The organism is Dyadobacter koreensis, assembly GCF_900108855.1.
In the GTDB taxonomy this organism is placed as follows: Bacteria; Bacteroidota; Bacteroidia; order Cytophagales; family Spirosomataceae; genus Dyadobacter; species Dyadobacter koreensis.
In genome coordinates this window covers 839,832-854,497 of the sequence record NZ_FNXY01000002.1, presented here as the reverse complement: position 1 = coordinate 854,497, position 14,666 = coordinate 839,832, and the positions used below count along the sequence as shown (strand labels likewise).

The following is a 14,666-nucleotide window of genomic DNA, read 5'->3' as shown; positions in this document are numbered from 1 at the left end:
AGCTCTGTGTGACTCCTTTTATCCGCGCGGCGTCCGGCTCCATTAACCCTGTGTAACAAAAAAATATGGAAGCAGAAGAAAGAAAAAGATATAGCCGCCAGATTATTTTACCTGAAATGGGTATTTACGGGCAGGAAAAACTGAAAGCCGCAAAAGTGCTTGTCATTGGCGCGGGTGGCTTGGGCTGTCCGGTTTTGCAATATTTGACTGCGGCCGGAGTTGGAACGATTGGTGTGGTTGATGACGATACGGTTGATATTACAAATCTTCACCGTCAGATTTTATATTGCGCCGATGATATTGGAAAAGGAAAAGCAGAAACGGCTGTTCAGAAGCTCTCTGCCATGAATCCTTTTGTCAACCTTATTGCGATACCAGTCCGTTTGGATGAATCAAATGCGGCTCAAATCATTTCCGCTTATGATTTTGTAATCGACGGATCTGACAATTTTCCGACACGTTATCTTGTCAATGATGTTTGTGTTGAACTGGATAAACCTCTTGTTTTTGGTTCAATTTTAAGGTTTGAGGGTCAAGTTTCTGTTTTTAATTACAAAGGCGGGCCGACTTATCGGTGTCTTTTTCCGGAAGCAGAAGAAGGTGATAACTGTGAAGTAGCCGGCGTAATTGGAATTTTGCCTGGAATTATCGGTACTTACATGGCGAACGAAGCCATTAAAATTATCTGCGAAATTGGCAACATACTTTCAGGGAAATTATTGGTATTGAATGCACTTGGCAATACAAATAACGTTTTCATTTTTAATCGTTCCCCTGAATTCCCGGTTATATCAATTGAGAAATCACCTTTAATTTCAAAAACAATTCCTGAAACTAAAATTAAGGAAATGTTTTTTTACGATCTGGAAAACAGACTTGAATCGAAATCCGGTGATTTATACCTTATTGATGTAAGGGAAAATTATGAATTTGAGGAAGATTTTATTGGTGGCGAAAATATCCCTCTTTCAGAATTACCTGAAAACATTGCCCATTTTCCGATGGATAAAACGATTGTATTTTATTGCACAACTGGCAAGCGAAGCCGCATCGCAGCAACTTTGTTAGCGAAAAGTGAATTTCAGGGTCAAAGTTTTTGGGTCAAAAAGGCCTAGTATAATATAAACGTCATGCAAATCCTGCCCTCCCCGTTGCTTTCTCAAATTGTAAAACATTTTCTGATCATTGAAAATGATAAAACTGTTAATGTGCAGCACAGAATGTTTGCGGATGGCAATACGGGCCTGGTTTTCAATTATCAGGATCCGATTTTACATGTGGAAAATGGTTTATTTAACATTCTTCCTAATATTTTCATTTACGGTCAGCCTGCAACCTTTCAAAATATTATTTCAATTGGTAGAATCGGAATGCTTATTGTGGTTTTTCATCCCTTCGGATTGTCTTCATTACTACGAATCCCTGCGATAGAATTGAAAAACCAGATTCTGGATCTTAAAAATTTTTATCCGATTGAGACACCAATTATATCAGATCAGGTTATAAGTTCGGTTGATGTATTTAACCGAATTCACATAATAGAAAATTTCCTGACGGGTAAACTTAAAATTCAAAATCCTTCCTCAAATCTCGCCAGCCAGGCCATCGAAATCATAAACAAAAACAATGGTAATCTGTCAGTTAACAATTTGACCTCCTTTCTGCAAGTAAGTGAGAGACAATTGCAAAGAAGTTTTGAAGAACATATAGGAGTTTCTCCGAAACGATATTCAGGCATTATCAGAATTCAGCATTTTTTAAAATTGCTTCGTACCAATAATTCTTCACAAAAACCGCTTACCGATTTCGTATATGATAGTGGCTTCTTTGATCATGCGCACTTGATAAGAGAAATGAAAAATATTTCTGGCATCACACCAAGTCAATATATCAGCCAGAAAAATTTATTGGCTGCTAACTTCTTACAGATTTCTGTAAAATAATTCGCCCTGTCGGGTTTGTACAATTTTAAAAACCTGCCGTTTCCTACTTTTGGATCGTTTACTAAAACGAGAAAAAAAATATGGAAAAGATCAAAATTGCTACCGCACAATTCGAAAACCGAAGCGGTGACAAAATCTACAATCTCGAAATAATCGACCAACTTTCAGCGCAGGCGGCAGCAAAAGGTGCACAGGTTATTGCCTTTCACGAATGCTCAATAACGGGATATACTTTCGCACGAAATTTGTCAAAGGAAGCCTTACTCGATATCTCAGAATTAATTCCGGACGGACCAAGTATTCAAAAACTAACTGAAATTTCCCGTGCAAATAACATCACAATTCTTGCCGGATTGTTTGAAAAAGATGCGAAAGACAAAATGTACAAAGCTTACATCTGTGTTAATGAAAACGGATTGGTGGCCAAATTCCGAAAGCTTCATCCCTTCATAAACCCGCACTTGACTCCCGGAAATGAATATGTCGTTTTCGATTTATTCGGCTGGAAATGTGGAATTCTGATTTGTTATGATAATAATATCATTGAAAATGTAAGAGCAACAAAATTGCTCGGAGCCGATATTATTTTTATGCCGCATGTGACCATGTGTACACCTTCAACACGGCCGGGTGCAGGTTTTGTTGATCCGGAATTGTGGAAAAAACGGGAATCTGATCCAACTTCGCTTCGTCAGGAATTTGATGGTGCCAAAGGCCGCAGCTGGCTGATGAAATGGTTGCCGGCGAGAGCTTATGACAATGCGGTTTATGCTATTTTTTCAAATCCGATTGGTATGGATGACGATCAATTGAAAAACGGCTGTTCCATGATTCTGGATCCTTACGGAGATATTATCGCCGAATGTCGTGAACTTGATAATGATATAGCCATTGCGACTTTAACACCAGAAAAACTGGAACGTGCAGGTGGTTTCAGATATATCAAGGCGCGGCGGCCTGATTTGTACAGAGATATTCTCGGAAAAGAGCATCAATCTGATCAGAAGGTTGTTTGGCTGTGAAATAACCAAATCGACAGCCCGCAAGGCACTACATAAACAATTATTGAATATTTTAAACAGCAATTAATTTTAAATTAAATATACTCTATTAGTTTGGTAGATTTAATCGTTTTAGTAGCTTTGCATATTAACTACACATGGACTGAATATAAAACCACTTGCAATGTTACAAAAAGTGCTCTCTTTAAAACTTCCAACAAGACCCGTTTGGTACATTTTACCGATCAGTGTATTCGTACTTTTCGTAGGATTTTTGTTTCTAAATGGCACAATATCCGTTACAGAAGAAGGAGTTTCAAACTTTTTGGAAAGCGATTTTGCATTATATCTACTGGTAGGTCTGGCGGCACAGCTTGTTGACGGTGCGTTGGGAATGGCTTATGGAGTTACCTCAACATCATTTCTTTTAAGTCTTGGCGTCACGCCGGCCGTGAGCAGTGCCAGTGTTCACGTGGCAGAAATGTTTACTACGGGAGCCTCCGCCATTTCGCATTTCAGGTTTAAAAATATCAATAAAAAACTGTTCAGGGGCTTACTCATACCGGGAGTAATCGGCGCAGTGACCGGTGCTTACCTTCTTTCTGACGTAATCGACGGAGATTTGATCAAACCTTATATTGCCTTTTATATGTTGATCCTCGGTCTGATTATTATACGTAAAGCCATTCAGAAAAACTTTGTTAAAAATAAAACGAAGCGCATAGGAATTCTTGCTGCAACCGGCGGTTTTCTGGATTCTATCGGCGGCGGAGGGTGGGGACCGATCGTTACTTCCACGCTTCTTGGCCAGGGTCGTGATCCCAGATATACGATTGGGTCGGTGAACGCCGCAGAGTTTGTCATAACATTTGCCAGTGGAATAACTTTCCTTATTTTCCATGGCGTGAACAGCTGGCAGGTTGTACTAGGTCTAATCGTAGGCGGCGTTATTGCAGCTCCTTTTGGTGCATTGGTCGTTGGTAAAATTAAACGTAAACCTTTGATGTTAATGGTTGGAATTCTTGTCATCGGATTAAGTCTTCGCACTATCATTCTCAGCATCATCTAATCGAAGAGAGTTTATAACGTCCGGAAGCCCCTTTTTTATCCGATATTCTTCATTGATTTTTGTAATGCACCTTATCAAAAATCATTAGCTTTGCACAAACCTCTTTTCTGCATTATGCTTTCTGATTTTGGTTATATACTACTATTTATTATTGCCGCACTGGTACTGATCGGAGTTGTTCTCACGGTGGCAAAATTGCTTCGCCCGGACAGGCCTAATGAAGAAAAACTCACGACCTACGAATCCGGAGAGGATCCTTTGGGTAATGCGAATATTCAGTTCAATGTGCGCTTTTATGTTGTGGCTTTAATATTTGTCCTTTTTGAAATTGAATTATTGTTTCTTTTTCCCTGGGCTGTGGTTTTTGGGAATGAGGATCTTATCGAGCAGACAAACGGACAATGGGGTTGGTTTGCAATGGCTGAAATGACTGTTTTCGTACTCATTCTGGTTCTTGGTCTCGCCTATGCCTGGGTAAAAGGTTATCTTGATTGGGTTCGTCCACAGCCTCAGATACCCGAAGTTAAATCACCAGTTCCGGCAGATTTATATAAACAGGTTAATGAACGATATAAAAAATCCTGATACGGAATTTTGTTTTTAATATCAGGTAAAAAAAATCCATCCTCCTTCGTAGGCGGATGGATTTTTTGCTTTCAAATTATTTCTAATGCATTCTGCCCCACATCCGATGTGATTTTTTTGGGAAGAAAACCAGCCCAAGCTGGGCATACAACTGGTTTGGCTTGAAGGAAGGCAAATCCGTTATTTTTACGTCATCTCCTCTCCATCGGCCCATTCTCGCAATTGGCAAATGATAAGTAACTTTTCCACTGATATAAATCTGATCATACACTTTTGGAAAAAGATTCATTTTATAATCGGCTCCAATACCTGCGTGAAGGTTGAAACTACCATTGTGCAGTTTGGCCGTATTATAAGCGTTAGGGTTTTGCACAACTTGCGAGAAACTGGCAGTCCGGTCATTTTTTACTTTGACCTGATATAACATTAAATCCCAGCCGATAGGGATAAGCAGATTCCAGTGCTTGGAATTTACAAATTTCGGGCTTCCATCGACACCGATGCCTATACCTCTGAAAATTCCTTTACTTACATTTTCGTCCCTGCTGTGCTTGGTGCTATTCATTAAAATAAGCCGGCTTTCCATAAAAAATTTTTCAGTCTCCATTCGTTTTGCAAGGACGATCGAAGCCATAATATTCTCAAAAGGCTTGATACCCAGCGCTCTCATTTCATTACGAATGCCTTTAAAACTGTTATTGCCAAGCAGTCCGACTTCCGCATAGATTGCCATGCCGCTTTTATATTTTTTTGCGGTCGATGTTGTATCGAAACTATCCTGGGCTAAAGCTGTGTTGAATAGTGAGGCAAAGAAAAGAATACTTAAAAGTAATTTGTTTTTCATAACGGGATAAGTTGAAGTGTTTTTAATCAAATGTGAATCAAAGCCCGTTTCTAGTCATTTATAATTACTTTTGTACAGAAACAGATTTGCTCTGAACTGAACAAATATTGTACCAGAGAATTACCATTGAAAGCGACCGCTGATGAGTGAAAGAATCAAGACCGGCGACGGAGGGATTATACTTACAAATGCAGAAGACTTAATGAACTGGGCTCGGCTTTCGTCCCTGTGGCCGATGGGTTTTGGATTGGCATGCTGTGCGATCGAAATGATGGCAACCTATGCTTCCCATTATGATCTGGAACGTTTCGGGATCATGCCACGCCCTTCCCCTCGTCAGTCAGATGTAATGATTGTAGCCGGAACTGTGACCTTCAAAATGGCCGACAGAATTCGTCGTTTGTACGAGCAAATGCCTGAACCCCGTTATGTTATTTCGATGGGGAGTTGTTCAAACTGTGGCGGGCCCTATTGGGAACATGGGTATCATGTCGTGAAAGGTGTGGACAGGATCATTCCCGTTGACGTGTATGTTCCCGGATGCCCTCCCCGACCTGAGGCATTAATCGGAGGTTTTATGAAATTACAGGAAAAAATCCGTGGCGAACATCCGCTTGCGCCTGAATTATTTCTTGAAATGCAGGATGGCGTTCCGGCCTGATCATTCAAGATCCCTTCCTTTCATCCCAATTTTAGAAGCCCATGACTTTTGAAGATATAAAGCAAATTCTTAGCGCGAAGTTTGGCGAAGACATCGGTTCAGAAGAGAAGGGCATCCAGCCTATTCTGACAGCTCCGACAAATAAGATCGCTGAACTGTGCAAATTCCTTTTTGAAGACGATAGACTTTATTTTGATTATCTGGCATGTATTACGGCTCTTGATAATGGACCTGTTCTTGCCACGATGGAATTGGTTTACAATTTGACCTCCATACCCTATGGCCACGATCTGATGATCAAGATCCTTTTCCCAAGAAATATGGAGGATCAGCCACTTCCGAAGATTTCTACTGTGAGCCATATATGGAAAACCGCTGACTGGCACGAACGGGAAGCGTTTGACCTGATGGGTATCAACTTTGTCAATCACCCGGATATGCGTCGTATTTTGCTCCCGGAAGATTGGGAAGGTCATCCTTTAAGGAAAGATTACCACGCGCAGGAAAAGTATCACGGAATCCATGTGCGGTATGAAAATGAATAAGTGGATTGAAAAATAAACGTCATCTGTAATATTTGGTATAGACAAATGCATCAGTATTTATGGTGATATACTGATATGCAGCCAAAATCCCACGCAAAGATGTAATTCGATTTTATTTAAATCTCCAAAAGGGCCGCCAATCTTGCAACCAATCTCAGCGCTCCAATTAGAAAATACTTATTTTCTAATTGGAGCGCGCGATAAAACTGCTCAAAAAGCTGCTCCGGAAGTAAGCCAGGAAGCCCGGCTTCCGGAAACTATTTCCCAAGCAAACAACCTATAAGCTGCTTCGCCAGTAAATTAGCTGGATACCAAATCTTTGACTGATACTCTTTGATACCGGACTCATTATATTTTGCAAGACAAATTTGGTTGCTTGATAAAGCCTCAGTATTTTTCGTTATTAATTACTGATCATCATGCAAACTAAATTCCCCCTGACGTTATTCGTTATTTTATTATGCATTTCTTTTAACGGAATTGCCGCAACCGACTCCTTAATCATCAAAGGCCGTGTTCTGAATTTGACGGGCCGGTTATACCGACAAGCACCAGTCATTACTTTTTCCAGAAACAATATTCTCCAGCCGCAATCCGAAATTACGAAACTTGCCGACCTTCAGGTGGACGGAAGTTTCCGGGTTTCTCTGCCGATTCTTTTTCCTGAAGAAGAGATATATCTGGATTACAGCGGAAAAGCGGGAACGACATTTCTTGGTTCAAAAGGTGAAATCGAAATTACGTTCGATGGCGACTCATTATTAACAGCAAAAAAGCTATTCTATTTTGCCGGAGTTAATGCAACAGCTAATAATCAATATCCTCAATATCTGGATGCGCTGGCCAGGGAACTCGCGGCAAACAGTGTCTTGGGAGCCCGGTTTTATCAGAATTTTTGGGAGAAAAGTCCTTCAGAAGCAGAAAAAGCATCTTCAAACAGAGCTGAAATACGGAATGCAGCTATTTCTAAAATGACCTCGACGGTGCCCGATCCGACACTTTCGCAATGGGCGCAATCCATAAATCAGGATGAGAGACTTCAAAATCTTTATGAGTATTATCTAACCAATCAAATGGAGATACCATCCGGGAACTCTGTGTTGACTGAAATTTCCCGGCTTAACCAAAGTCCATTGACTGCTCAGCGGGTATCTCTGGCAAATCGATTTGCTAATTATGCTGATATTTTGAAGGACGAAAAAACGGCATCCGGCGCAAAAACAACTTCGCTTCAGGTAAAACTGATGGCAACGATGATCAGAGATAACGTTGGTCCGTTGACAGATGACGAAGCTGAAAAGCTGAATACGATTATCGAGAGAGGAATAGCTGAAAAGATCGAGCTCGATTTTCTTAATAATCTTTACAAAAGAGCAAGTTCAAAATTGGACCTGTTTTTCGCATACGAAGCGGACGGACGAGCGAATTATTCTTATTTTGACAGTACTGCCGCTGACTTTTTAAATGCGCGTTACCTTCCAAAGAATCTTTACAAATTTTCATACAAAAACCAGGTTATCCTTAATAAATATATTCAGACAAGAATAAAATCACCTCATTTCCGCCAGTCGCTGGATGAGATTGTTCGGCTGGAAGTAAAGGACAGCGCTGATATCAGCAAAATGCAGGCCTTCCGTAATCTTAAAATACAACCAACAGAAGTTTTGCCTGAATACTGGCTTTCAGAATCAGAAGGACGCGGAAATGACTGGCTCAATACGATCACTGATCTCTACAAAGGCAAAACACTTTATTTATTGAAATGGAATATTGACGATAGTAAAAGTCGGGAAGATCTGGAATATGCCGCGTCATTGCGTGCGCAATTGCCAAAAAACGTTGAATTTATTTATCTTCATCTGCCTACCGAAGAGACAGCAGTGTCCAATGATCTGGTAAAACAATATATTGTAAGACACCAGCTGAAAGGCGTGCATATGTTTTTGAACAGTAATCAACTTATGGAATTGCTGATCAAGCTAAATCCTCTTGACGCGGCTACTTATGCAATTATGAAACCTAACGGAAAATTCGCAACAAAAAAGGCTCCGGCTCCAAATAAAACTGCCGAAATAATTAAAGCCATACAGCAGGCGGGAAATTAATGGCAAATTGTTACCTTAACCAACTTCATTAAATCTTAATTTACAAAATCAGGATTAATCTTACTACATCTGACATTCGTACGTTTATATATTGTTCAATGATTTGTTCATTTCTATGTGCCCATGTTTAGATTTTTGTTCCTGTTCCTGATCATCACCACAACCACACTGGCTCAACGGGCAGACAGTTTGCGCAACAGTGGCATGAACATGGATAGTGTGCGATATACGAATCTAAAAATCCGTATGTCCAAGACAAAATTTTCAAGATCATTATACCGGCTTCTCTTCCGTGATGTTTATAATCAGGGAAAAAAAGGCGAGATCAAGGCAATCGAAACGAACCCCTTCACGCAATATGAAGGAATGGTAATCCGGAAAATTGTGATCAAACAGCTGGATGTTCTGGGCGAATCTGTATACGATACCACACGAAAAGGAAAACAACTCGAACGATTTTTAAGCAAAACTTTCCACACCAATACGCGCGAAAGAATTATCCGAAAATCCTTTTTGAGGTTTTCAGAAGGAGACGAAATCCAGGCCAGTGTTCTCCGTGACAATGAACGTTTATTGAGAAGAAACGGAACGATTACCGATGCCCGGATAATCGTAATTCCCCGCGCCGATGTTACCTGGATGGCTGACATTCTGGTACTTATTCAGGATTCCTGGTCATGGAATATTTCGGCCAGCCCGAGTAAGTTTAATAAGTTCAGCCTTGGACTTAACAATACAAACGTTAACGGAACAACACACCAGCAACTCACAAAAATCCGGTATGATGCGGGTGATACGATCCGGAAGTTTCAGTTTCGTACGATCTACACGATTCCATACATAGGAAAAACTTTCATCACCGGACAGGCCAATTTTATTTACGAAAGAGATCAGGAAATCCAATCACTTGTATTCTCACGCTCTTTCCTTACAACAGAAACAAAGTATGCGGGCTCGTTAGAGGCCGGGCATGCGAAGCTTCGGCAATTTAAACGAAATCTCGACGACCTTGATGAAGAAAGCCGGTATCAGACCGGGTTCTATTATTATGATATCTGGCTGGGAAGATCTTTCAAATTTCCTTTTAAAAATTCTTCATTAAGCGAAAAATCCCGGCTCGTATTTGCCATGCGGCACAATAAATACAACTATACGCGAAGGCCAGAAGTCCGCGCCGATACAAATATTATATACTGGGACCGGAGTGCAACTCTGATGAGCTTTGGCTATTCAAACCGAAGTTATAAAAGGGACGTTTTAATTTACGGCTTTGGTCGGACGGAAGACGTTCCTGTCGGAAATTTATTGGCCGTAACCGTTGGACAGGAAAATACAGAATTTGGCCAGCGAGGATATGCCGGGGTTCAATATGCTTCGGGAAATTATCTGCCCGGCAGTGCCGGATATCTTTATGGATTGCTCAATGTCGGCTCTTACTTTAAAAACCACTCAAAACAACCGGGTGTTATCAGTGCGCAAACAAATTACATCAGTAAATTGATTCCTTTTCGATATAGCTATTTCCGGCAATTTTTAACAGTGCGATATACCCGTGGCCTTAACCGTGATCCGGTCGACTATATCAATATCAGCAGAGAGAACGGAATCCGGGGTATCAACAGCGACAGGCTGATCGGCACTAAAAAATTCACCCTAGGGCTTGAAACCGTTTATTTTTCTGAAAAAAGTTTACTTGGATTTCGTATTGCTTACTATGTTTTTGCTGATTTCGGACTCGTTGCGCAAGACCGTCTTCATCTTTGGGATACGCCGGTTTATCAGGGATATGGCCTGGGGCTTCGTTTGCGAAACGAAAATCTTTCGATCAACACACTTCAATTGCGTTTTGGTTATTATCCCAATATTCCCGGAAGTTCTTCAAGCATGCGTTATGCGATCGAAGGGAATACGCCTTTGCGTCTGCGTGATTTCGATATCGCTGCGCCTTCCATGGTTCCCTATCAGTAGCTGGCTCGTTATGGCATGAAAATCGACCCTAAAAAGAATAGCCAGGACAAATATCCACCCAGGCCTCCCACCAGACCTGCCAGTAGAAATGTAGTTTTTTCCTGACCGGGAATAAATTTCTCATAAACGATCCACACCAGGACCAGACCAATGATTGCGAGCACAAACGAGATTGACCAGCTGTCCAATGCAAGATAACGGGCAAGGACTGCTTCATCATTTCTCCGCGGAAAACTCCCCTGCCGAACTGCAACAAGCAGATCGAAAATATAATTGACCGGTTGTCTAAGCCAGAACAAGGCGATAAAAATCACCAGCCAGTTTTTAAATGATAAAGTTTCACCAGAAAACTTTTTCCTATTAAAGAAGGCGATCAGTAATCCCAAGGAGCCAATAAGTATTGTGAGCACCGGCCCTCCCAGCGTTATCAAAAACGCTTCGTCTCGGATATTTTTAATCATCGCCTCGTAGTCCTGCTTTCTGGGAAAGTACTTGTTCTCATGAATTTTAATCCGTTCGTCTCTTGTCAGCCCGTCAAAAAAATCCTGATAACCCTGATTTGTCCATGAAGTTGATCCATAACTCACGCGCGCCTCATAACCAAGGTATTTTGCTGTGAAAAAATGTCCATATTCATGTACAATCGTAGCAAAAACAGATGCTGCAAAAAATCCCAGAATAAGACGATAAAGCAACTTATTATCAATTTCTCCCATACAATAATTTACTACATCATTGCTTCACCAAACATCATTCTTAAATCTAGCTTCCTATTAACGAAACATCGTTTTTAACAATACCTGTCGTATACACTTTTTTTAGACATTCAGTATTCTTTTTCCAATATGTGAATTAACTTTGTGGAATTTTTGAACGAACCCCTTTTAATCAAAAGGAAAAAAGTATCAGGTACGCTCCGAAGTTATTAAAAGTTATTTCCAAAATTCTACAAATTACCATTTACTGTGCCCAAAAATCCGAATATCAAGTCCATCCTAATTATCGGTTCTGGTCCCATCATCATTGGTCAGGCCTGTGAGTTCGATTACGCAGGTTCACAAGCAGCCCGCTCACTTCGTGAAGAAGGTATTGAAGTGGTGCTGATCAATTCGAATCCCGCGACGATCATGACGGATCCAATCAGCGCTGATCATGTGTATCTGCTGCCTTTGGAAAAAAAGTATATCATCGAGATTCTTGAAAAACACAAAGCACTTGGCAGGCCAATTGACGCTGTTTTACCAACTATGGGTGGTCAGACAGCTCTAAACCTTGCAATTGACTGCGACAAAGCCGGCATTTGGAAAAAGTACGATATTGAAATTATAGGTGTCGATATCAAAGCAATCGAAACCACGGAAGACAGAGAGAAATTCCGTCTGAAAATGCTTGAACTTGATGTTAACGTTTGTAAAGGACGTACGGCAAGATCATTTCTGGAAGGAAAGGAAATCGCTCAGGAAATCGGTTTCCCACTGGTAATTCGCCCGTCATTCACCCTGGGTGGAACTGGTGGCGGTATCGTGGAAAATGAAAAAGATTTCGATCAGGCGTTAAATAATGGCCTCCATGCATCGCCAACACACGAGGTTTTGGTAGAACAGAGTGTATATGGCTGGAAGGAATATGAGTTAGAATTGCTGCGTGACGGTGCCGGAAATTTCATCATCATCTGCTCGATTGAAAACTTTGACCCGATGGGGGTTCATACAGGAGATAGTATCACGGTAGCGCCAGCGATGACATTGCCCGATACACTGTATCAGCAAATGCGCGACCTTGCCATTAAAATGATGGACGGAATCGGAAAATTTGCAGGTGGATGTAACGTTCAATTTTCTGTAAATCCGGCGGACGACAAAATCATTGCGATTGAGATCAACCCACGTGTTTCCCGCTCTTCTGCACTTGCGTCAAAAGCAACAGGATATCCGATAGCAAAAATCGCTGCGAAAATGGCGATCGGTTACAATCTTGACGAATTAATCAATCCAATTACCGGAAGTACTTCCGCATTTTTCGAACCTTCAATTGACTATGTAATTGTAAAAGTTCCTCGCTGGAACTTTGATAAATTCCAGGGTGCTGATCGTACACTAGGTTTGCAGATGAAATCTGTGGGCGAAGCGATGGGGATCGGCCGTAACTTCCAGGAAGCATTACAGAAAGCTTGTCAGTCTCTTGAAATTCGCAGAAACGGACTTGGTGCCGACGGACGCGAACTTCGCGATCAGGAAGCTATCAAACATAGCCTGGCGCATCCAAGCTGGGATCGCCTGTTCCATATCTATGATGCTTTCAAGATCGGCTTGTCTTTCAAAACAATCCAGAGTCTGACCAAAATAGATGCCTGGTTCCTGCGTCAAATCGAAGAAATGATCGAGCTGGAACACGAGATTGAAAAATTTGATCTTACAGAGCTTCCAAAAGAATTGCTGTTAACGGCAAAGCAAAAAGGATATGCTGACCGTCAGATCGCTCATTTGCTTCATACAAAAGAAAGTAAGGTTTACGACAGACGAAAAGAATTAGGTATCAAGCGTGTCTACAAATGCGTTGATACGTGTGCTGCCGAATTCGAGGCAAAAACTCCATACTACTACTCCACTTTCAATTCTTCTCAGGACATGCCTGACAATGAATCGATCGTTTCAAATAAAAAGAAAGTTGTTGTTTTAGGCTCGGGCCCAAACCGTATCGGTCAGGGAATAGAGTTTGACTACTCTTGTGTTCACGGCGTTCTGGCTGCAAAAGAGGCTGGTTATGAAACAATTATGATCAACTGTAATCCTGAAACTGTTTCGACAGATCCTGATATTGCAGATAAACTATACTTTGAGCCTGTTTTCTGGGAGCACGTTTTTGATATCATCGAACATGAAAAACCGGAAGGTGTGATTGTTCAGCTTGGTGGACAAACTGCGCTTAAAATGGCTGAGAAGCTGGACAAGTATGGTATCAAAATTATCGGAACCAGCTACAATTCTCTTGACTGGGCTGAGGACCGCGGTCGTTTCTCTCCGTTATTGGAAGAGCTGGAAATTCCGTATCCAAAATTCGGAACCGTAAGGACTGCTGACGCAGCTGTTGAGCTGTCGCGCACACTTGGTTTCCCGCTTCTTGTTCGTCCAAGTTATGTCTTGGGTGGTCAGAACATGAAAATTGTGATCAATGAGAAAGAATTGGAACAACATGTTGTTAAAATTCTTCGTGATATCCCTGATAATAACATTCTTCTGGATCACTTCCTCGAAGGAGCTCTGGAAGCAGAAGCAGATGCAATTTGCGACGGCGAAGACGCTTACATTATTGGTGTGATGGAACATATTGAGCCAGCGGGTATTCACTCAGGCGATTCTCATGCTGCACTCCCGCCTTTCGATTTAACGGACGATGTGATCCGCCAGATCAATGAATACACCCGTAAAATTGCTTTGGCAATGAACGTGAAAGGGTTGATCAACGTACAGTTCGCTGTTAAAGACGGCATTGCGTATGTAATTGAAGCAAACCCTCGGGCGTCACGTACGGTACCGTTCATATGTAAGGCATATCAGGAACCCTATGTTAACTACGCTACGAAGCTGATGTTGGGTGACAAAAAACTAAGCGATTTCACTTTCAACCCGGTTAAAAAAGGTTGGGCGATTAAAATCCCGGTTTTCTCATTTAATAAATTCCCTAATGTAAATAAAGAATTAGGACCTGAAATGAAATCAACAGGTGAAGCGATTTACTTTATTGATGATTTGCAGGATGATTTTTTCCAGAAAATTTACAGCGAGCGTAATTTGTATCTAAGCCGCTAGTTTCGGAAATATATAACAAAAAAATCCCGGCTCATCACCGGGATTTTTTTGTTAACTCGCACCGATCTGAGATTGATTAAGCACCATGCGAACCTGCAACAAAAAAAATTGAGCCCGGAATCTTTCGATCCGGGCC

The 14,666-nt window shown here is 41.3% G+C and carries 12 protein-coding genes; 10 read left to right on the top strand and 2 right to left on the bottom strand.

The features are described 5' to 3' along the window. Window positions 1-65: 65 nt before the first annotated feature. From moeB to BMY70_RS08100, 5 genes are all read left to right on the top strand, one after another. Window positions 66-1,115: a HesA/MoeB/ThiF family protein gene (gene moeB, locus BMY70_RS08120; protein WP_090334407.1), complete on the top strand. Its 1,050-nt coding sequence runs from the start codon at window positions 66-68 to the stop codon at window positions 1,113-1,115. A gap of 15 nt (window positions 1,116-1,130) precedes the next feature. Continuing rightward, window positions 1,131-1,943 carry a helix-turn-helix transcriptional regulator gene (locus BMY70_RS08115; RefSeq protein WP_090334405.1) on the top strand — a complete coding sequence of 271 codons (813 nt, stop codon included), beginning with the start codon at window positions 1,131-1,133 and terminating at the stop codon, window positions 1,941-1,943. Window positions 1,944-2,023: 80 nt separating this feature from the next. Beyond that, window positions 2,024-2,965: a nitrilase family protein gene (locus tag BMY70_RS08110; protein ID WP_090334403.1), complete on the top strand. Its 942-nt coding sequence runs from the start codon at window positions 2,024-2,026 to the stop codon at window positions 2,963-2,965. A 163-nt stretch (window positions 2,966-3,128) separates the two neighbouring features. Continuing rightward, window positions 3,129-4,013, top strand: coding sequence for a sulfite exporter TauE/SafE family protein (locus tag BMY70_RS08105; protein ID WP_090334400.1), 885 nt, complete (start codon window positions 3,129-3,131; stop codon window positions 4,011-4,013). Between the two features lie 114 nt (window positions 4,014-4,127). Beyond that, complete coding sequence (locus BMY70_RS08100) at window positions 4,128-4,598, top strand: NADH-quinone oxidoreductase subunit A (RefSeq protein ID WP_090334397.1); 471 nt, start codon at window positions 4,128-4,130, stop codon at window positions 4,596-4,598. 82 nt (window positions 4,599-4,680) lie between these two features. On the opposite strand, the gene BMY70_RS08095 is transcribed toward BMY70_RS08100, so the two are convergent. Then, on the bottom strand, window positions 4,681-5,442 hold the full coding sequence (locus tag BMY70_RS08095; RefSeq protein ID WP_090334394.1) for a hypothetical protein: 762 nt from the start codon (window positions 5,440-5,442) through the stop codon (window positions 4,681-4,683). 142 nt (window positions 5,443-5,584) lie between these two features. On the opposite strand from BMY70_RS08095, the gene nuoB reads away from it, so the two are divergent. From nuoB to BMY70_RS08075, 4 genes are all read left to right on the top strand, one after another. Continuing rightward, window positions 5,585-6,103, top strand: a complete 519-nt coding sequence (gene nuoB, locus BMY70_RS08090) for an NADH-quinone oxidoreductase subunit NuoB (RefSeq protein WP_090334392.1) — start codon at window positions 5,585-5,587, stop codon at window positions 6,101-6,103. A 41-nt stretch (window positions 6,104-6,144) separates the two neighbouring features. Continuing rightward, window positions 6,145-6,648: an NADH-quinone oxidoreductase subunit C gene (locus BMY70_RS08085; RefSeq protein WP_090334389.1), complete on the top strand. Its 504-nt coding sequence runs from the start codon at window positions 6,145-6,147 to the stop codon at window positions 6,646-6,648. Window positions 6,649-7,067: 419 nt separating this feature from the next. Continuing rightward, window positions 7,068-8,753: a hypothetical protein gene (locus tag BMY70_RS08080; RefSeq protein ID WP_090334386.1), complete on the top strand. Its 1,686-nt coding sequence runs from the start codon at window positions 7,068-7,070 to the stop codon at window positions 8,751-8,753. 123 nt (window positions 8,754-8,876) lie between these two features. Then, window positions 8,877-10,721 carry a BamA/TamA family outer membrane protein gene (locus tag BMY70_RS08075; protein ID WP_090334384.1) on the top strand — a complete coding sequence of 615 codons (1,845 nt, stop codon included), beginning with the start codon at window positions 8,877-8,879 and terminating at the stop codon, window positions 10,719-10,721. An 8-nt stretch (window positions 10,722-10,729) separates the two neighbouring features. On the opposite strand, the gene BMY70_RS08070 is transcribed toward BMY70_RS08075, so the two are convergent. Further along, complete coding sequence (locus tag BMY70_RS08070; protein ID WP_090334381.1) at window positions 10,730-11,437, bottom strand: zinc metalloprotease; 708 nt, start codon at window positions 11,435-11,437, stop codon at window positions 10,730-10,732. 249 nt (window positions 11,438-11,686) lie between these two features. Here BMY70_RS08070 and carB point away from each other — a divergent pair, with 249 nt between their 5' ends. Next, entirely contained in the window at window positions 11,687-14,530 is a 2,844-nt protein-coding gene (gene carB, locus BMY70_RS08065; RefSeq protein ID WP_090334378.1) for a carbamoyl-phosphate synthase large subunit, read from the top strand. The last annotated feature ends 136 nt before the right edge of the window (window positions 14,531-14,666 follow it).